Source organism: Gabonibacter chumensis (genome assembly GCF_024741215.1).
Taxonomy (GTDB): domain Bacteria; phylum Bacteroidota; class Bacteroidia; order Bacteroidales; family Marinifilaceae; genus Gabonibacter; species Gabonibacter massiliensis.
On sequence record NZ_JANSKB010000001.1, the window covers coordinates 768571 to 788345 of the forward strand.

At 42.5% G+C, this 19775-nt stretch carries 21 protein-coding genes; 17 read left to right on the forward strand and 4 right to left on the reverse strand.

The features are described from left to right. Positions 1–29: 29 nt before the first annotated feature. Both recO and NVS78_RS03380 read right to left on the reverse strand, forming a co-directional pair. Positions 30–746, reverse strand: a complete 717-nt coding sequence (gene recO / locus NVS78_RS03375) for a DNA repair protein RecO (RefSeq protein ID WP_286357922.1) — start codon at positions 744–746, stop codon at positions 30–32. Continuing rightward, the gene (locus NVS78_RS03380) at positions 733–1329 is read right to left on the reverse strand and encodes a non-canonical purine NTP diphosphatase (protein WP_286357923.1); all 597 of its coding nucleotides are present in this window, start codon (positions 1327–1329) and stop codon (positions 733–735) included. The genes recO and NVS78_RS03380 overlap by 14 nt, the downstream gene beginning before the upstream one ends. A 222-nt stretch (positions 1330–1551) precedes the next feature. On the opposite strand from NVS78_RS03380, the gene rsgA reads away from it, so the two are divergent. The 17 genes from rsgA to NVS78_RS03465 all read left to right on the forward strand — a co-directional run bounded on the left by rsgA (position 1552) and on the right by NVS78_RS03465 (position 18238). Further along, positions 1552–2475 (forward strand): ribosome small subunit-dependent GTPase A, encoded by a 924-nt coding sequence (gene rsgA / locus NVS78_RS03385; RefSeq protein ID WP_286357924.1) that lies wholly within the window; start codon positions 1552–1554, stop codon positions 2473–2475. 110 nt (positions 2476–2585) lie between these two features. Then, the gene (locus NVS78_RS03390) at positions 2586–3110 is read left to right on the forward strand and encodes a YceD family protein (RefSeq protein WP_286357925.1); all 525 of its coding nucleotides are present in this window, start codon (positions 2586–2588) and stop codon (positions 3108–3110) included. 17 nt (positions 3111–3127) lie between these two features. Next, on the forward strand, positions 3128–3313 hold the full coding sequence (gene rpmF, locus NVS78_RS03395; RefSeq protein WP_041505225.1) for a 50S ribosomal protein L32: 186 nt from the start codon (positions 3128–3130) through the stop codon (positions 3311–3313). 111 nt (positions 3314–3424) lie between these two features. Then, a complete protein-coding gene (locus tag NVS78_RS03400; RefSeq protein WP_286357926.1) occupies positions 3425–4444 on the forward strand; it encodes a beta-ketoacyl-ACP synthase III in 1020 nt (339 codons plus the stop codon). A 236-nt stretch (positions 4445–4680) separates the two neighbouring features. Continuing rightward, a complete protein-coding gene (locus NVS78_RS03405; RefSeq protein ID WP_286357927.1) occupies positions 4681–5022 on the forward strand; it encodes a bactofilin family protein in 342 nt (113 codons plus the stop codon). Positions 5023–5036: 14 nt separating this feature from the next. Further along, entirely contained in the window at positions 5037–5390 is a 354-nt protein-coding gene (locus NVS78_RS03410) for a bactofilin family protein (RefSeq protein ID WP_041503302.1), read from the forward strand. Positions 5391–5398: 8 nt separating this feature from the next. Beyond that, complete coding sequence (locus NVS78_RS03415) at positions 5399–7927, forward strand: M1 family metallopeptidase (RefSeq protein ID WP_286357928.1); 2529 nt, start codon at positions 5399–5401, stop codon at positions 7925–7927. A 4-nt stretch (positions 7928–7931) separates the two neighbouring features. Continuing rightward, positions 7932–8681 carry a 3-deoxy-manno-octulosonate cytidylyltransferase gene (gene kdsB, locus NVS78_RS03420; protein WP_286357929.1) on the forward strand — a complete coding sequence of 250 codons (750 nt, stop codon included), beginning with the start codon at positions 7932–7934 and terminating at the stop codon, positions 8679–8681. A gap of 182 nt (positions 8682–8863) precedes the next feature. Further along, positions 8864–9634, forward strand: coding sequence for a glucose-1-phosphate cytidylyltransferase (rfbF, locus tag NVS78_RS03425; RefSeq protein WP_286357930.1), 771 nt, complete (start codon positions 8864–8866; stop codon positions 9632–9634). A 15-nt stretch (positions 9635–9649) separates the two neighbouring features. Then, the gene (gene rfbG, locus NVS78_RS03430) at positions 9650–10729 is read left to right on the forward strand and encodes a CDP-glucose 4,6-dehydratase (protein ID WP_286357931.1); all 1080 of its coding nucleotides are present in this window, start codon (positions 9650–9652) and stop codon (positions 10727–10729) included. Then, a complete protein-coding gene (rfbH, locus tag NVS78_RS03435) occupies positions 10726–12063 on the forward strand; it encodes a lipopolysaccharide biosynthesis protein RfbH (RefSeq protein WP_286357932.1) in 1338 nt (445 codons plus the stop codon). Before rfbG ends, rfbH begins: the two co-directional genes overlap by 4 nt. Beyond that, positions 12050–12943, forward strand: a complete 894-nt coding sequence (locus NVS78_RS03440) for an NAD-dependent epimerase/dehydratase family protein (protein WP_286357933.1) — start codon at positions 12050–12052, stop codon at positions 12941–12943. Before rfbH ends, NVS78_RS03440 begins: the two co-directional genes overlap by 14 nt. Beyond that, on the forward strand, positions 12940–14727 hold the full coding sequence (locus NVS78_RS03445) for a thiamine pyrophosphate-binding protein (protein ID WP_286357934.1): 1788 nt from the start codon (positions 12940–12942) through the stop codon (positions 14725–14727). The genes NVS78_RS03440 and NVS78_RS03445 overlap by 4 nt, the downstream gene beginning before the upstream one ends. Before the next feature lie 2 nt (positions 14728–14729). Next, positions 14730–15542 carry an aldolase/citrate lyase family protein gene (locus NVS78_RS03450; protein ID WP_286357935.1) on the forward strand — a complete coding sequence of 271 codons (813 nt, stop codon included), beginning with the start codon at positions 14730–14732 and terminating at the stop codon, positions 15540–15542. Continuing rightward, entirely contained in the window at positions 15529–16320 is a 792-nt protein-coding gene (locus NVS78_RS03455; RefSeq protein ID WP_286357936.1) for an HAD-IIA family hydrolase, read from the forward strand. The genes NVS78_RS03450 and NVS78_RS03455 overlap by 14 nt, the downstream gene beginning before the upstream one ends. A 12-nt stretch (positions 16321–16332) precedes the next feature. Continuing rightward, entirely contained in the window at positions 16333–17271 is a 939-nt protein-coding gene (locus NVS78_RS03460) for a glycosyltransferase family 2 protein (RefSeq protein WP_286357937.1), read from the forward strand. 10 nt (positions 17272–17281) lie between these two features. After that, positions 17282–18238 (forward strand): glycosyltransferase family 9 protein, encoded by a 957-nt coding sequence (locus tag NVS78_RS03465; RefSeq protein WP_286357938.1) that lies wholly within the window; start codon positions 17282–17284, stop codon positions 18236–18238. On the opposite strand, the gene NVS78_RS03470 is transcribed toward NVS78_RS03465, so the two are convergent. Continuing rightward, positions 18222–19007 carry a DUF5672 family protein gene (locus NVS78_RS03470; RefSeq protein ID WP_286357939.1) on the reverse strand — a complete coding sequence of 262 codons (786 nt, stop codon included), beginning with the start codon at positions 19005–19007 and terminating at the stop codon, positions 18222–18224. The two genes, NVS78_RS03465 and NVS78_RS03470, sit on opposite strands and share 17 nt — an antisense overlap. A 135-nt stretch (positions 19008–19142) precedes the next feature. After that, positions 19143–19706 (reverse strand): ribosome recycling factor, encoded by a 564-nt coding sequence (gene frr / locus NVS78_RS03475; protein WP_041503312.1) that lies wholly within the window; start codon positions 19704–19706, stop codon positions 19143–19145. Between the last annotated feature and the right edge of the window lie 69 nt (positions 19707–19775).

Here is a 19775-nt window from a genome sequence, read left to right on the forward strand (position 1 = left end):
TATTAACTAAAGATGAATAATGTCAAATTTTAAGAGAAGATTTCACGAATGACTTTAATGCTTTTGATGTTGAAATTGATGTTCAGGTGGAAGCTGAGGAAGAGGAGAAGTATATCTAAAATAATGCTTCTGCTTTGGCGGTTTAACGGAATATTTCCAATGTCTGCTAAAGGAGAGTTGCATAGCTTGTATATGGCTTGTGCCGCATGCGGGCCTGTCGAGTAGGAGCCGTTCCCGGCTGTCGGATAGAAATTCCCGTCATTGAGATTAAGTATATAACCGGGGCGGTAGGTCGATGAATTGATGTCGAATCCAAGCAGGGAGGCTAAATGGAACAGAAAAAATAAATTAAAGTTAGCGATGTCCCGTTGTGCCGAATCTAAATACTCGATGGAGTTTTCTATGTATTCGTACAGGGTTTCGTTTTTGCCTTCGTTTCGTAAAGTCAGGTTTAAGATCTCGCCCCATAGTAAAGCGATATTCATTTTATATACATCAAGATAGATTGCCGTGGTGTTACGGGTATTGACGATTGTCGTTAGTTTGTGGATGTTGTTTTTTTCATTGAAAATGTACTCTATTTCGACAATCTGCATGCATTGAGTAGCGTGATTGTTCCGGCGCTTGATCGTATTGACGGGAGTGATCAGCGAAAGAAATCCCCGTTCTGCGGAGAAAACGGAGAGTATGCGTTGATTTTCCGTGTAAGGTATGTTTTTTAATACGATGGCGTTAGTTACTTCCATGTTTATCTTCTCGATTTTTTAGGAAGATGCAGAGCTTTTCGACGGCTCGTCCCCTGTGGCTGATTTTGTTCTTGTCCGCAAGGTTCATTTCGGCAAAACTTTGGGCGAAGCCTTCCGGTTGAAAGATGGGATCATAACCAAAGCCGCTGTCTCCTTTGGGCGAGGATAGGATATGGCCGTTCACTATCCCTTCGAAAAGATATTCCTTCCGGTTTATTATGAGGGCGATAACAGTTCTGAATCGAGCTTTCCGGTTGGTTACGCCGTTCATTTGAGACAGTACTTTTTTCATATTGGCTTCGGAATTATGATCTGTTCCGGCATAGCGGGCGGAATAAACCCCGGGGGCCATGTCGAGGGCTTCGATCTCGAGTCCCGTGTCATCGGCAAAACAGTCGATCCCATACCTTTCGTGAATGTAACGAGCTTTTTGTAACGCGTTGCCTTCGAGTGTGTCCTGCTCTTCCGGGATATCGTCAAAACATCGGATTTCTTTCAAAGAAACAAGCGTGTAGGCGTCTCCTAACATTTGTTTGATTTCTTCTAACTTGTGAACGTTATTGGTGGCAAAAACTAATTTCATCTTAATGAGATTTCGGTTTTTATGCGTATTGCATGCGACAAAATTAGTGAAATAGATTATCTTTGTGAAGTTAAAAACGAAAAGAAAAGATAGAAATTGAGAATAAAGGTCTCAAAATGTCCATTGGGGTATCTTCTTGAATGTTCGATATCAGTTTGATGTACTTGTTTGGGAATGAGTTTTCGTCGCGAACCGATTTTTAATTTAAATGGCTAATCTAAGATGAGGGGTGTTGTTGTAAAGTCGACCGGGAGTTGGTATTCCGTACGGATGGAAGACGGGGAGATCTGGTCGTGCCGGATAAAAGGAAAATTTAGGACGAAAGGCATAAAGACCACTAATCCGGTGGCGGTCGGTGATAGAGTGGCGGTTGAACGACAAGCGGGAGAAGGAGTTATTTATGATATATTAGACCGTAAAAATTACATTATCCGGAAGTCTACCAATCTCTCCAGGCAAGCCCATATTATTGCCGCGAATGTAGATCAGGCGATACTGGTCACGACTTTGAAACATCCTGAAGTTTCTACCGTCTTTATCGATCGTTTTTTAGCCTCCGTGGAAGCATATAATATTCCTGCCGTGTTGATTTTTAATAAGATAGATTTATGTGACGAGGAAGATCGATGGCTTTTGCGGGCGTTGGTGGATGTTTATCAGAACGTGGGGTATACCTGTTTGGCCGTTTCCGCGGAAACGGGAGAGGGTGTAGAGGAAGTAAAACAATTGTTGCAAGATAAAGTTTCCGTGTTTTCAGGACAATCGGGTGTAGGAAAATCCTCTTTGATCAACCGGATAGAGCCGGAGCTGACTCTGAAAACGGCAAAAATATCCGAAATGCACGATACCGGTAAGCATACGACCACTTTTGCCGAGATGTTCGAATTGAGTTTCGGAGGGTATATCGTGGATACACCGGGGATTCGGGCTTTTGGACTTGTCCATATGGAAAAAAACGAAATATCTCATTATTTCCCGGAAATATTTAAGTATGCCGAAGATTGCCGCTATTATAACTGTACTCATATTCATGAACCCGGTTGTGCGGTATTGGAGGCTGTTAAAGAGGGTAAGATCAGTGAGACCCGTTATTTCAGTTATGTCAGTATGTTTGAAGAAGAGACAGAAAAGTATAGAAAGGGGTAAGTGTACGATCGGGGTACAAAATTGTAATATTCGTGTTGGAGAGGGATGAAAATAAAAAAGAGGGAAATAGTTGTCACGGATGAATTATTTTTTGTACATTTGCGCCGTTTTTGTTTCGTATAGTAGTGGATAGGTTGAAAGAATATAAGATTGCTCACAGGGGCTTGGGAGAGGGGAAACACTCCTTCGAATTCATGTTGGACGACTCTTTTTTCGATTGCTTTGAGACGACAAAAGGGACGAAAGGAGAAGTCAGGGCTTGTGTGGATATCGTGAAGTCTTCTCTTTTGATGGAGGTGAGGATGAAGATTATGGGAGTGGTGAAAGCTGTATGTGATCGTTGTCTGGAAGAGATGGAATTACCTGTTTGCGGAGAGTTGAATCTTTATGTGAAATACGGAGAACGTGAAGAGGGGAACGAGGATGATTTTATCGTGTTGTCGCAAGAGGAAGATTTTTTAGATTTGAGTGCACCGCTATATGAAATGTATATGTTGAATTACCCTCTTCGGGTTGTACATCCGGCTGGAGAGTGTAATGAGGAGATGGAAAAAGTGCTGGACAATTTGGTAATAAACGAGAATAAAAAAAGCGATCCCCGATGGGATGAATTGAAGAAATTAATTAATAACTAAATTAAAAATAGAAAAAAATGGCACATCCTAAACACCGAACCTCTAAGCAGAGAAGGAATAAGAGAAGAACACATGACAAGGCGACAGTTCCTGCAATAGCAAAGTGTTCAAATTGTGGTGCTGCAGTACAGTATCATACTGTATGTCCGGAATGCGGATATTACAGGGGTAAATTGGCTATTGAGAAAGCTGTTGTCGCATAATTTTGATGTGACGATAAGTTGCCTTAAATAATACAGCCCCCTGTAATAAGGGGGCTATGGTTGTATAGGGGTATTTATTTCGAGTGAACGAAAATTATCAAAAAAAACTTTATGGAAAGGCCAAAGGCTGTAATTACGGGGGTCGGTGCATATTGTCCCGACTATATTTTGACAAACGAAGAGTTGAGTCGTATGGTGGACACCACGGATGAGTGGATTATGACCCGGATTGGTATCAAAGAGAGACGTATTTTACGGGATAAGGATAAAGGAAGTGCATACCTTGGAGCGAAAGCTGTTGAAGATCTTTTTCGCAAGACGGGACTTACGCCTGAAGAGGTCGACCTTTTGATTTGTTGTACCGTTACGGCGGATATGCATTTTCCGGCCAATGGAAATGTAATTTCCGATATGGTAGGAATAAAGAATGCGTTTAGTTTTGATCTGAATGCCGGGTGTTCCGGATTCCTGTATGGATTGACGACGGCTACACAATTCGTCGAGAGCGGACGTTACAAGAAGGTCGTTTTGGTGGGAGCGGAAAAGATGTCTGCTATTGCCGATTACACGGATCGTGCCACTTGTCCGATTTTCGGTGATGGTGCTGCTGCCGTATTATTAGAGCCTACCTTTGAGAACATAGGGGTGATGGATCATATTTTGCGTTCTGACGGAATGGGAAGGGTGCATTTGCATATGAAAGCCGGTGGTTCGTTAAAACCTCCTGCCATGGAGACGATCATGGCCCGGGAGCATTACATATATCAGGAGGGGCAGCCTGTATTTAAACATGCCGTTTCTAATATGGCCGACGTATCGGTAGAGATCATGAAAAAAAACAATCTGACTTCCGACGATGTGGCTTGGCTCGTGCCTCATCAGGCTAATTTGCGAATCATTGCCGCGACGGGAGACCGTATGGGACTGGATCGGTCCAAAGTTATGGTAAATATTCATAAATACGGAAATACGACTTCTGCGACGATTCCTCTTTGTCTTTACGAGTGGGAAGATCAGCTTAAGAAAGGGGATAATCTGATTTTAGCTGCTTTCGGGGCCGGATTTACCTGGGGAGCGATCTACCTCAAATGGGGGTATGACGGGAAAAATGCAATTGGCAGTCGTGGATAAAAAAGCGGAATGAGATCAGGTGTCCGGTAATCGAAGGGTTCGGTGGTTAATCTGCAATTTACGATATTATAAAATGCTATCCGGTAGGATAGCATTTTTTTTTTTGTTTATGGCGTTACGTCTGTTATCCCGTTTTGTCGCAAGAAATATTGGAGGACGGATGCTCAGATTTCGTTAGATTTGATTTTTTATTTTAGATTACTTGTTGTATATTTGGTCACTTATTTTCTTGCAATATGACGAAAAATGTACATCAACATAATGCGAAGAGAACAGTTATTCTTAGTACATCCGTTATTCAAGGGGATATAAGAGTGCCGAATGATTTGTTCCTGGGAGGTATTGTCGCGGGTAATGTGGATTGTGGCGGAGTGTTGGTGATTAAAAGGGGTGCAGTTGTGGAAGGTAATGTGAATTGCAAGGTGTTGGATGTGGATGGCCTGGTAAAGGGGAGCGTGAATACGGGGGATTTGACTATACGTGAGGAAGGGCGTGTCGGGGGACGTGTTGAAACCTGCCGTTTGCGGATTGTGGGGAATAGAATAGGTATTAACGAGTTGTGTTTGGTAAAAATATAATCTAAAGGACTTTTATGGGAAAAGAAGTACAACAACAGGTAGCGTTGAATTTATTAAGCGAGGGGACTTCTATCGAAGGGGATCTTCACGCGAAAAATGACATACGTGTCGATGGAACCATTAAAGGTAAGATTAATACTACGGGGCGTTTGGTTATTGGACCGACGGCAAAGGTAGAAGGAGAGATAAATTCACCGAGTGTAGATATCTTAGGCAATGTTCAGGGTAATATACTTTCGCTTGGAACGGTTTCCTTGAGAGCGAAATCGACCTTCGTGGGTACGATAAAGGCCGCTTATATAATGATAGAATCAGGAGCTGTTTTTAATGGGGAGTGCCGTATAGAAAGAGAAGTTCACCAGAAATAAATCAGGACGTGCGTTGTTTTTTAGCCGTTATACAATTCTGTTTATTATTTGCCGCTTGCGAGAGGGGAAATGGTGGTATTGAAAAAGGGGTTTCAAAAGAACTGGCACAAGAGCGAAAATCGAATATCGGGGGAGTAAGCTATAGCTTGTATTTTGCGATTCCCTCCGATAAAGGAGCTGCCATCATTGCCGATTCGGAAATCTCTTTCGAATTGTTACAGTTGGCTCCGGTCGTTTTGGATTTTAAGGCGGACGAAGAAAGTATTATCTCGATTACTTCCGATGGAGAAAGAGTCCCGTATATATTTAAGAATGAACATATTATTATTGAAGAAAAAAATTTGAAAGAGGGGCGGAATTCGTTGAATATTAAATTTCGAGCCGGAGAGACCTCTTTAAATCGGAATGATGATTTTCTTTACACCTTATTGGTTCCGGACCGTTGCCGGACGTTGATGCCTTGTTTCGACCAACCGGATATTAAAGGGCGTTTTAAATTGAGATTGAAAATTCCTTCGACATGGAGAGCCGTTGCCAACGGGGATTTGTTACGAATGGAGCAGTTCGATGACTATAAACTGTATGAATTTGAGGAGACAAAGCCGTTGAGCACTTATTTATTTGCATTTGTGGCGGGAGTTTTTGATTACGCGGAATGGTATGTAGACAGGCGTTGGATCGGTATTTATTACCGGGAGACAGATACCTCTAAAATTAATGGCAGCCTATCCGAAATAGCCCGGGAGGTGGCCTATTCGTTAAATTGGATGGAGAAATACACGGGAAGGCCTTATCCCTTCGATGTATACAATGTGGTTGCTATTCCGGCTTTTCAATTCGGAGGGATGGAGCATCCGGGGGCAACGTATTACCATGCTTCACGGTTATTTCTCGATCCGGATGCCGATATGACGGCACGCTTGAGACGAAGTGAGGTTATCGCTCATGAAACAGCCCATATGTGGTTTGGAGATCTGGTGACGATGAAGTGGTTTGACGATGTATGGCTGAAGGAGGTTTTTGCAAATTTTATGGCAGGTAAAATTTTAGCCGGCCTGTATCCGACGGTCGATCATAAGTTGAATTTTTATTTAAGTCACTATGAAGCTGCTTTACGTACGGATCGAACCGAGGGTACTCATCCGATCTTGCAACGATTGGATAACCTGAAAGATGCGGGGACGTTGTACGGGGATATTATTTATCATAAAGCGCCTATTGTGATGAATATGTTGGAGAATTTGATTACGGAAGGGGAGTTGCGTAGAGGATTGCGTCATTACCTGAGGAGATGGGCTTATTCCAATGCGGATTGGAATGATTTGATCACCCTGCTCGAAGAGACATCCGGAGTCGGTTTACAGGCGTGGAACGAAATATGGGTGAAAGAGGGGGGAGCCCCATTGATCGAATTCGGTGAAAATGGAGTCGAAATGGTCGATGAGTCCGGAAAAAACCGGGTATGGCCTCAACGGATATCGGTTATTTGGGAAAGCAACAGACGTTTGCGGGAAAATATTCTCTTTTTGAAAGATACGTTAACGCGCTACCGTAATGCTAAGGTGGTGTTGCCGGACGGAGATGTTTTGGGATACGGTTGTTTCTTACCTACGGAGTATTCTGTTCGTGCCTTGAACGAGTATTTGAGTGAATTGCCTGAACCGTTGTACCGGGCAGTCAGCTGGCAATTGCTATATGAAGGAGTTTTGAATAAAAAGTTAAAGGGGGAGTTGTTCGTTCGTTTTTGTATCAAGCATCTGCCCGCGGAAACGAATAATTTGGTTATTAATCGGACGCTTTCGTTTTTAACTACCGTATATAATACTTACCTGGATGAGGGGAGCCGTCAGTTATTGCAGGAGGATCTGGAGCGTTTCTGCATGGATATGTTGTCAAAAGAACAGACGGGAGTGAACAAGAAAACCTATTTTAAAACATTGTTGGGTATATATACCTCGTCGGAAGCCAAAGGATATATAGCGAAAATATTATACGGTACGGAAGAGACGGGTGGGATGACGATCGCGGATGACGACAGGATACTGATAGCTTATAATATGATATTGAGAGATTCCAATCAATACCAGAATATGAAGAAATACATCCTCAGAACGGTAAAGAATAAGGACTTGTTAAATCGTTTTGCCTATGTATTGCCTTCCGTATCCGGAAAAAAACAGGTCCGGGATAGCGTTTTTAACGCTTTGTTGTTGGAAAAGAATAGAGTAAATGAGGTTTGGGCGGGAGAGAGTCTGAGGTGGTTGAATCATCCCTTACGCCGTCAAGAGTCCGAAGAATACATACCTCAAGTGTTGGAGAAATTGCAGGAAATACAGGAGACGGGGGATATCTTTTTCCCTTCCGACTGGTTGAATGCCGGTTTATCCGGCCACACGAGCAAGTATGTTTATTCCGTCGTTACTCATTTTTTGGAAAAACATCCCGATTATCCGCACAATCTGAAATTAAAAATATTGTCCAATTCCGATCATTTACGACGACTTCATGCCGAGAGTAATAATCTCAAATTAGAATAGCATAATGATTCTCAAATCTAATTTAATATTAATTCCAGCCAGGTATGCTTCTACCCGATTTCCGGGGAAACCTTTGGTCGAAATAGCGGGGAAGCCGATGATACAGCATGTGTATGAAAAAGCGACGGCCGTGTCGGAACATGTTTATGTGGCTACGGACGATGAACGGATTTACGATACCGTGATCCGGTTCGGAGGTCGAGCCGTGATGACGGCAACAACTCATAAAAGCGGGACCGATCGTTGTTATGAGGCCTATCGAAAAGTGAAAGAACTTTTGCAACAGGATTTCGAGGTTATTGTAAATGTTCAGGGAGATGAACCTTTTATTCTGCCGGAACAGATAGAGGCCTTGATATCGAGGTTCGAGGAACCGGATATTCAGATCGCGACTCTGGCCAAACCTTTTGAAAAGAATGAAGAAATATTTGATCCCAATAAGGTGAAGATCGTTTTTTCCCAACAACATACGGCCCTTTATTTTAGTCGCTGCCCTATTCCGTTTTGTCGAGGCGTAGACCAAGGTGAATGGCTGACGCGCACTCCTTATTATAAACACGTGGGGATGTATGCCTATCGTCCGGTAATATTGGAAAGTATTACCCGAATTCCGCAGGGGATACTGGAGAAAGCCGAATCTTTGGAGCAATTACGTTGGTTGGAGAACGGTTATAAGATAGCCGTGAGCATCACTCATCATGAATCTATCGGAATCGATACGCCGGAAGATTTGAAGAAAATCCTCCAAGATTAAGGGATTTATATGCTATGATTTGATAATTCGGTGATTGGAAATGGATCGTTTCGTCATTCAAGCGCCGAAGTTCTTAATCTACAATCGTCAATTGTCATTTTTTTTGTTTAACGGAATGAAGGTAATTCTGATTATTAAGCGTTATCTTTGAACAAAATTTGGTGTTCTAAATTTATTAATAGATGAAAGCAGTTATATTGGCAGGGGGATTAGGAACCCGGTTGAGTGAAGAGACGGGAATCAAACCGAAACCTATGGTTGAGATCGGAGGAATGCCTATTTTGTGGCATATCATGAAGACTTATTCTCACTACGGAGTGAATGAATTTATTATCTGTTTAGGTTATAAAGGTCATATAATCAAGGAATTTTTTGCAAATTATTGTATGTATCGTTCCAATCTGATGATCGATCTGCAACGGAATTCTTTGGAGATACTGGATACGGATGTGGAACCATGGAAGGTAACGTTGATCGATACGGGGTTGAACACGATGACGGGAGGTCGTATCAAACGGATTCAAAAATACATAGGTGACGAGACCTTCATGCTGACTTATGGAGATGGTGTATCCGACGTAAATATCGGGGAACTGCTTCGTTTTCATAAAAACCATAAGAAGTTATGCACGGTAACGACCATTCAGCCGACTGGTCGTTTCGGTGCTATCACGATAGAGGAGGAGAATAGTGTTAAATCTTTTATCGAAAAGCCTAAGGGAGACGGAGCCTGGATTAACGGGGGGTATTTTGTGTGCGAGCCGGGAGTGTTTGATTTTATCGAAGGAGATCATATTACCTGGGAGAGAGAGCCCATGGAGCGAATTGCACAACAACATCAGATGATGGCTTTCAAACATGCCGGTTTTTGGAAACCTATGGATACGCTGAAAGATAAGGAAGATTTGAATAAGATGTGGGAGTCGGGAGAGGCTGTTTGGAAAGTTTGGTAACGTAATTGTTGACGTATGGATTGGAAAGAGAACCCTTATAACGGGAAAAAGGTTTTGGTGACGGGCCATACCGGCTTTAAAGGTGCGTGGTTGATCAAGATACTCTCAATGTTAGGAGCTCGGGTAAAGGGATATGCTTTGGCTCCGGAAACATCTCCCAACTTATACGACGTTTTACAGGTGGAGGAGATAGCTACCTCCGTGATCGGGGATTTGATGGATGCTAAGCGTCTGTCCCGGGAAATTACAACGTTTGAACCTGATTTTATCTTTCATCTGGCGGCTCAGCCTATTGTTCGTTTGTCTTATGAATTTCCGGTGGAGACTTTTGCCGTAAACAGTATCGGGACGGCTCATTTGTTGGATGCTTTAAGGAGATGGCAACACAAGTGTACCGTCGTGTTGATTACCACGGATAAAGTGTATTATAATTACGAATGGTCCTATGCCTACCGGGAGAATGACAGGTTGGGAGGGTATGATCCGTATAGCGCGAGTAAGGCTTGTGCCGAGTTGGTAATCGATTCTTATCGGAATTCGTTTTTTAATACCGAAAGATACGGGGAACATCATAAAGCTTTGGTCGTAGCCCGGGCGGGTAATGTTATCGGCGGAGGAGATTGGGCCAAGGATCGTTTGGTTCCGGATATCATCCGGGCTCTCCAGGAAAAGAAAGAGATTGTTCTGAGAAACCCGGGAGCTGTCCGTCCGTGGCAACATGTCTTGGAACCGTTATATGGTTATTTGTTATTGGGGGCCATGGCATCCGAGAGGTACGGGGAAATGTCCAACGCCTATAATTTCGGGCCTTGGTCTCACGACACGTTGACGGTAGAGGAGATGACAAAGTTGGCCATTGAAATTTGGGGAGAAGGGGAGTATGTCGTACGGCAAGATACGCGAGTGTTGCATGAGGCGAATATGTTGAGATTGGATATATCGTTGGCTAATAAAGAATTGAAATGGTATCCCCGGTTGAATGCTTCCGAAGCGTTGAAATGGACCTTGGAATGGTATAAAAACTATAATGAGGATCCCGGAAATATACGGGAGTACACGGAAAAGCAGATAAAAATTTTTTTTGAAAGAGCATGAATACGAAAAGAGAACGAATCTTGAAGCTCGTAAGGGAGTATTACATAGAGGAATTTAAGGAGAAAGAGACTGAATTTAAGGAAGGAGACAGGATCGGTTACGGGGGACGTTATTTCGATCAGGATGAATTGGAAAATTTAGTGAATGCTTCTTTGGATTTCTGGTTGACGACCGGACGTTATGCTTCGGAATTCGAGCGGGAATTTGCCAAGTTTTTAGGTGTGAAATTTTGTTCTTTAACCAATTCCGGATCGTCTGCCAATTTGTTGGCTTTTATGACCTTGACCTCTCCGAAATTAAAGGAGAGACAAGTAAAAAGAGGGGATGAGGTGATAACGGTTGCGGCCGGTTTTCCGACAACGGTGACCCCTTTTATCATTTATGGGGCCGTGCCTGTTTTCGTGGATATCACGTTACCCACGTATAATATTGACGTGACCTTGTTGGAGCGGGCTTATTCGCCGAGGACGAAAGCGGTGATGGTAGCTCATACGTTGGGCAATCCCTTTGATTTAAAAGCGGTAAGAGATTTTTGTGACCGCCATCGATTGTGGCTAATCGAGGATAATTGCGATGCATTGGGTTCCAAATACCGGCTGGACGGAGAGTGGAAATACACGGGGACCATAGGTGATATAGGTACTTCCAGCTTTTATCCGCCCCATCATATCACGATGGGGGAGGGCGGTGCCGTTTATACGAATAATTTGTTACTGCACCGGATTGTAAATTCGTTCCGGGATTGGGGAAGGGATTGTTGGTGCGATTCGGGAAAAGATAATACCTGCGGAATACGTTTTACCCAGCAATTCGGAGAACTTCCTCTCGGTTATGACCATAAATACGTCTATTCGCATTTCGGATATAACCTGAAGGTCACGGATATGCAGGCCGCAATAGGATGTGCGCAGTTGAGAAAAATTCCGGCTATCGTGGAGGCCAGAAAACAAAACTGGACTTATTTGAGGGAGGGGTTAAGAGGTTTGGAGGATCGGTTGATTTTTGCAGAGCCTACCGGAAATTCTGATCCCAGTTGGTTCGGTTTTTTAATCTTTGTAAAAGAAAATGCCGGTTTTACCCGGAATGATCTGGTTCACCACCTTGAGAGACATCATATTCAAACCCGAATGTTGTTTGCCGGGAATTTGATCAAACATCCTTGTTTCGATGAGATGCGTAAAAGCGGAGAAGGTTTCCGGGTGGTCGGAGAGTTGAAAAATACGGATCTGGTGATGACGAACTCTTTGTGGATAGGTGTTTATCCCGGCATGAAGAAACCTATGCTCGACTATATGATAAAAGAAATTAAAGCGTTCTGCCATGAGCATGAATAAAACGATTTTATTAACAGGTTCGAATGGTTTTATCGGTAAGAATATAAAGGAGAGTTTCCTTTCCGAACGGTATCGTCTGTTGACTCCTTCGAGTAAGGAATTGAATCTTGTCAACGAGAAGGAGGTTGACGACTATTTCCATGGTCATTCGGTGGATGTGGTGATACATGCTGCCGGTCAGCCGGGACATAGGAATGCGGCTTCTTGTGAAGGATTGTTTTATAACAATACCCGGATGTTTTTTAATCTGGAACGACACGTGAAGGAGTATGAAAAAATGATTGTATTGGGCTCCGGTGCGATTTATGATATGAGGTATTATCATCCCAAGATGAAGGAAGAGGAGTATGGACAAAATATTCCGGCAGATGAGCACGGTTTTTCCAAGTATGTCTGTGAAAAGTGTATTGAAAAAAGTTCGAATATATACGATTTACGAATCTTCGGAATTTTCGGAAAATATGAAGATTATGCGATTCGTTTTATTTCGAATGCGATTTGTAAGACGTTGTTTGATTTGCCGATTACGATAAAGCAGGACCGGAATTTTGATTATATTTTTGTAGAGGATTTGATGACGGTGTTAGAGTTTTTTATCGAAGCCCGGCCTAAATACAAGGCCTATAATATTACCCCGGCCTCTTCGGTTTCTCTATATGAATTGGCTTTGATGGTGAGGCGTATATCCGGAAAAGATTTGCCTGTCATTATCGCTAAAGAGGGAAAGGGATTGGAGTACAGTGGTTCCAATATCCGGTTGTCGGAAGAGATGCCCGGATTGAAATTCACACCTTTGGAACAAGCCGTTACACGGTTATACCGTTGGTATGTCGATAATAAGGCTCATATAAACAGAGATTTATTGTTAGTGGATAAATGATGAGAGTAAGCGATTATATTTTTAAGCGATTGGTTGAGAAATACCGTGTTGAACATGTATTTATGATCACGGGGGGTGGTGCGATGCACCTGAATGACGCTATCGGACGTTGTGCAGGACTGAAATATACCTGTAATCATCATGAACAGGCCTGTGCTATTGCGGCTGAAGCTTATGCCCGTTCGACGGGCAGGTTGGCGGTGGTTAATGTAACGACGGGTCCTGGAGGATTAAATACGTTGACCGGACTTATGGGGCAGTGGACGGATTCCGTACCCGTTTTATATATTTCCGGTCAGGTAAAACAACAGACGACTATTACTCATTACCCTCGGCTCAGACTTCGTCAATTGGGAGATCAGGAGGTGGATATTATCGAGGTGGTAAAACCGCTCACGAAGTTTGCCAAACAGATAACCTCGTTGGATGAGGTGAAGAGTGTCTTGGACGAAGCCGTGGATCGGGCTCTCTCTGGTCGTCCCGGTCCGGTATGGATAGATGTGCCCATGGATATTCAGGGGATGATTATGGATGAAAAGATTCAAAAAGAGTATAGTCCTTCTTCGATAAAAAAAGAGGAGCCGGATCTTACTCTTTTTTTCGAGTGGTTGGAAAAGGCCGAACGTCCCGTATTCGTGGCCGGACACGGAATAAAAATAGCTAAGGCTGCGGATCGTTTTCGGGCTTTGGCGGAGAAATTTCATATACCTGTCCTTACGACGTTTAACGGAATGGATATTCTGGAAGAGGAGAATCCTAATTATATCGGTCGGATAGGAACATTAGGTTCGAGAGCCGGTAATTTTGCCCTTCAAAATGCTGATTTGGTTATCACGATAGGTTCCAGAAACAATATACGTCAGGTAAGTTATAATTGGGAATACTATGTACGCGCGGGTAAGCACGTGGTCGTGGATATCGATCCTGAAGAGCTTCGAAAACCGACGGTTCGGGTGGATATGGGTATATGTGCCGATGCCGGGTGGTTTATTGACCGCCTGGGAGCCTATACTCCCAGGCGGTCCTGGCCGGACTGGTTAGCCTGGTGTCAGGCAAGGAAACAACGTTACCCTACGGTATCGGAAGAGTATAAGTATACAAAGGAGAGAGTTCAACCTTATTATTTCATGAGGGAATTAACCCGTCGCTTATCTGATAAATCGACTGTTGTAGCCGGAAACGGAACCGCGTGCGTGGTGCTTTTTCAGGCTGGAGAAGTGAAGAAAGGGCAGCAATATATATGGAATTCCGGCTGTGCTTCCATGGGGTATGATTTGCCTGCCGCTATAGGGGTTGCCGTTGCTCATCCCGAACGGCAGATCATCTGTCTGGCAGGGGATGGCAGTCTGATGATGAACTTACAGGAGATGGCGACGATGGCCTATTATAAATTACCTATTAAGCTGATTGTATTGGATAATCACGGGTATATCTCTATTAAACAGACTCAGGATAATTTTTTTGCGGGACAATATATCGGTTGCAATGAGGATAGTGGAGTCGGTTTTCCTGATTTTGTCAAACTCGGAACGGCTTTCGGTATTAAAACACTTTCCATTGCTTCTCACGAGGAGATGGAGCGGGTGTTACCCGAATTATTGCGGGACAATACGCCGATGGTGTGTGTCGTCAATCTGTTGGATGATTACAAGTTTATACCGAAAACCTCATCCGTGAGGAAAGAGGACGGCCGGATGGTTTCCAAACCGTTGGAAGACCTGTATCCTTTTCTTTCCCGGGAAGAATTTTTAGAAAATATGATTATAAAACCATTAAATGAATAGTTATGAATGCTCTTGAACATAAGATGGTCGAGACTTTGATCGACTTAAAAGAAAATTATCATGTGATTGGCATTAAGGCAGAGTTTGAGGCTGAAGGGACTCGAATGGAAGAGGCTCTGCGATTGAAAGAAGTAGTAACGAAGGCCGGCTTGGACCTGACGATAAAGATTGGAGGAGGAGAGGCCATTAAGGATATGTATGATGCGCGTTCTATCGGAGTAAAGCGTATTGTGGCGCCTATGATCGAGACCCCTTATGCCTTGAAGAAATTTCTTCATGCTACTCGGTTGGTTTTCCCCGACGAGGAGTGGAACGATGTGGATTTTTTGGTAAATATCGAAACGATCGACGGGTATAGGAATTTTGATAGGATGTTGGAATTGCCTTGTATCGGAGATTTGAAAGGTATTGTATTGGGACGGGTAGACATGACGGGATCTATGGGGATGACCCGGGAAGATATCAATTCGGAAGAGATTTTTAAAATTGCCGATGATCTGTGTAAAAGGGCTGAAAAAGCTGGATTGGAGTGTGTTATAGGCGGAGGAGTTTCTGCGGCATCCATACCGTTCTTCAATCGTTTACCCCAAGGGACTCTTCATGGATATGAAACCCGTAAGGTTATTTTTGCTTGTCCCGAAGCCTTGGGAAAAGAGTCGGATAAAGGAATATTGAAAGCCGTGGGCTTTGAATTGATGTGGTTGAAAAATAAACGTCATTTCTACCGAAGCATATACGAGGAAGATGCTAATCGCATCGTGATGCTTGAGGCTCGTTATAAAAAATTAATCGAAGAAGCCGGTGGAAATTATTAAAAGAGAAAATGAATTGAAAGTAACAACACTCGCTTTTGATCTGGATGGCACCTTATACAATGGTGATAAGGCTGTTGACGGGGCTCCGGAGGTTTTGAAACAGTTGAAGAATAAAGGATATCGGTTATTATACCTTACCAATAATTCTTCCAAGAACGAAATCGAGTTAAAAAATAAATTAGTACGGTTGGGATATGAGGCTGAAGAAGAAGAGATTTTCTCCTCTTTGACGGTAACCGTAGATTTTGTATGTAGAGAAGGATATAAGAATGTCTATTGCTTGGGAACGGCCGGGTTGAAACGCGAGATAGGAAAAGCGTGTAACGTGGTCGAGTACTCCGAGAAGGAAAATTGCAAGGTAGAGGCCATCGTGCTGGGACTCGATACGAGTATCGATTATAGCAGGCTCGCGGAGGCGTTGAAAATGATAGACAGGAATCCGGAAGCTAAGTTAATAGCTTGTAATTTGGATAAGAATTATCCTGTTGGCGGAGGCGCAAGATATCCGGGGTGCGGGGCTATTGTACGTGCGATGGAGGTGGCTTGTGAACGGGAGGTGGACGTGGTGATAGGCAAACCTAATACCTATATGTTATCTATGGTGTCCGATAGATTTCGATTAAACCCTCGGGAGATTGCTTTGATAGGAGATTCGTATGAATCTGATATCCGGATGGCTCAAAATTTCGGTTGTTCCTCTTTCTTGATTTCGACCGATTTAGAGAAGAGTCGTACGAATGTATTGGCGGATATAGAAGAGTTGTTATTGTTTTTTTAGACACGGATAGAGATGGAAAAATTATTATCTCTTTGTATTCCTACTTATAACAGGTGTGAGATCTTGGATGCGGTACTCTCTCGCATTGTGTGCGATGAGGAGTTCGACGAGCGGGTTGAGGTAGTCGTTTCGGATAATTGTTCTACGGACGCAACGCCTGAGGTGGTAAAAAAATACTCCTCGTTTTACACGAATGTTGTGTATCACAGGAACCCGGAGAATATTCGCGATGCCAATTTCGAGTTGGTTTTGTCTTTAGGGACGGGTAGGTACGTGAAGTTATTGAATGACTATTCCATATTGAAAGCAGGTACACTCGGTTATTTGTTGGAGAGGATAGAAAAGCATAAGGAGTCCGGTGAGAATCTGTTCTTTTATACGAGAGTTTCAAAACCGGAGTTTAACGAGGCCGTATGTTATTCATTGGACGATTTTGTGGAAAAAGTCTCTTTCTGGTCTACTTGGATTGGGCATTTCGGTACATGGAGAGAGCGTTTTGAGGCTCTACCCGATAAGGAACGTTGCCGATCTTTACAGCTGAGCCAAATGGATTGGACGCTGAGAATCGTGGATGAAAAGAGTCCTACCGTGGTCTACCGGGAAGATCTTTATGAAACGCTTCCTCCCAGTAAAAAAGGAGGATATAATTTTTTTAAAATTTTTGTAGAGAACTATATGGGGATCTATCAGGAGTATCTCCGGAGCGACGCCCTCTCTTTCAACGTGTTTAAACAGGAGAAGCGTAAACTTTTTAAAGGGCATCTTTATCTTTGGCTTAAACGTATCTATATCAAAGATAGAGAGATGTATTATTTCGAAACGGAAGGAACTTTTCGCATTATTTTTAAACATTATTGGAGTTGCCCTTATTTATATATTAACTTTGTGAAACTATTTCTATATGGATTAGTATATCCTTTTAAAAGGATGTTTGTGAAAAAGAAGGGATAAAGAATTGTATATGAAAAACATTATTATTAGAATGCCTAATTTTATTGGGGATTCAATAAATACACTTCCTGCGATAGATTTATTAAAACAGGAGTATCCGGATTCGAGGATAACCTTGTTGGGCCTTTCTTTTATAAAAGATATATTTGAACATGATCCTCGAATCGATGATTTTATTTGTTTTGAGAAAGGAAGAAAAAATTACCTTACTTTCGTCAAACGGATTTATCAGGGTAAATACGACTTGGGTATCCTATTTACGAATACGTTTATCTCTGTTTTTATATTTAAACTGGCTTTGGTAAAATGCCTTATCGGATACAAAAATGAAGGAAGGGGTTTTTTATTGGATTTTAAGATGCCATTAAATCGTAACGTGCATTATATCAATCGGTATGCTATGCTCGTGAATAAGTATTTCAATAATAAATATATTTACCTTCCGCCTTTGAGATTATTCTATAAACAAGAGAAGACGTTTTATTTCCCGGATAATAAACAGATAATCGGTTTGTATTTGGGAGGTATAAATAAGAAATATAGAAGATATCCGGAAAGTTTGTCGCTTGAATTGTTGAAATTGTTAAACGGCTATAATCTTGTTTTGATAGGAGACCGTAACGATGCGGGGATTCATGCTTCCTATTTGAAACGGGTGAAATTGGATAGTGTTATCAACCTGACCGGAAAAACTTCCGTGGGGGAATTTGTAACGACGATAGCCAATTTAGATGCGTTGATTACCATCGATTCTTCTGCCATGCATATCGCTGCAGCGGTTCACACGAAATTTGTGGCTCTTTTGGGACTCTCCACGAGTCCGACCTCTACGATCCTTCCCAAGGTCGATTTCGGTATCGCCTTGAAAGTGGAGAACAATATGATCAATGAGGAAGATTATATTCGGAATATAACACCGCGAATGATTGTGGATCATGTCGAGTTATTACTTAATCGGGGAGATTGATATAGTCTTTCCAAAAATTCAACTCTTTGTTCCAGCGGTGGCAACCGAAAGGGAGTTGCTTTTGAGCGAATTGAAAACAGATTTTCGGGAATAGGTCGAATGAGAAATGTATTGCTTCCTGCCAGGTCGGTATAGAGAAGTCGTCGTTTTTCGTTGCTTCCAAAGCCCAAAAGACATCTTCGTTGAATTGGCTGCTTTCGCCGACACGGGAAAGATAGGTGTGGATGCGTGATTGCATCTCTATTGTTTTGCGATAACACGTATCAACCTTGCGTAAAGAGAATCCACCGTTCCCGACTTTGAAAAAACATTGCTGCCTGTGTTTTATTCCCGTAAGGGAATAGACTGCTCCCCGAAGTTTTAGAAAAAAGTTCAAAGGGAACCTCCGGTACTTCAATTTACATAACCAGGGGGCCCCGATATAATCGTAACCCCGTTGACACCATTGGGTGAGCTCGTCCCGGAAAACAAAAGCATCCAATTGATAAATCAAAATGTATTTCACGTGAAGAAATCGTTCGTAAAATTCAGCTGAAAGCATTAAACGGTTATAGCCTGCGATATCGGCAAAATAGCGATCGTCGAAACTTTCAATTTCGAAAGTATCGGGATACAAGTCTAACACTTCCGTCACATCTAAGCTGTTCGGTTTGATGATGACTTTAGGATATTGATTTAATACCTTAACCACCTGATTTAGTGAAATAATCTCCGTACGATTCAGATCCGTTTTATAGACAGGTAGTATGATTTTTACGAGTTGATTCATCTTCACGATAATTGAAGGTGGGGCAATATGTATCGTATTATACACTAAAGGGGCCGCCCGTCATTTGCCGGGCGGCGTTATTCATTCGAGCAAAATATTCCCATTGGAACATAAGGTTTGTCGGGGATAGCCGAGTTAGATAGTCATAATGTCTTTCTCTTTTTTAGCGAAATACTCGTCTACTTTTTTACCGTATTCGTCGGTTAGTTTCTGAGCGACTGCTTCGGCATCTTTGGCCTCATCCTCGGGAAGTCCGTCTTTAACCATTTTCTTTACCTGTTCTATGGCATCGCGCCGTGCATTCCGTATACTGACTTTGGCGGTTTCTGTTTCTCCCTTACTTTGCTTTACCAAATCACGACGACGCTCTTCCGTTAAAGACGGAATATTGATTCGTATGGTTTCTCCGTTGTTATCCGGGTTTAATCCCAAGTTGGCTGCCATGATGGCTCTTTCAATGGGAGCAATCATGCTTTTTTCCCACGGTTGTACGGAGATCGTCCGAGGGTCCGGACTGGAAATGTTGGCAACTTGATTTAACGGGGTAAGACTTCCGTAATAATCTACCATGACATCTTGTAAGATTTTCGGGTTAGCTCTTCCCGCTCTGATTTTACTTAATTCTGTTTCTAAATGATTCAGAGCAGCTTCCATTCTTTCTTTGGCTTCGTCAAGATAAAATTGTACTTCCTCGTTCATATAAATTGTGATTTAATGTTATTTTGCCTATTGATTACAAAGGTATAAAAAACTTTATTTCAATCTATT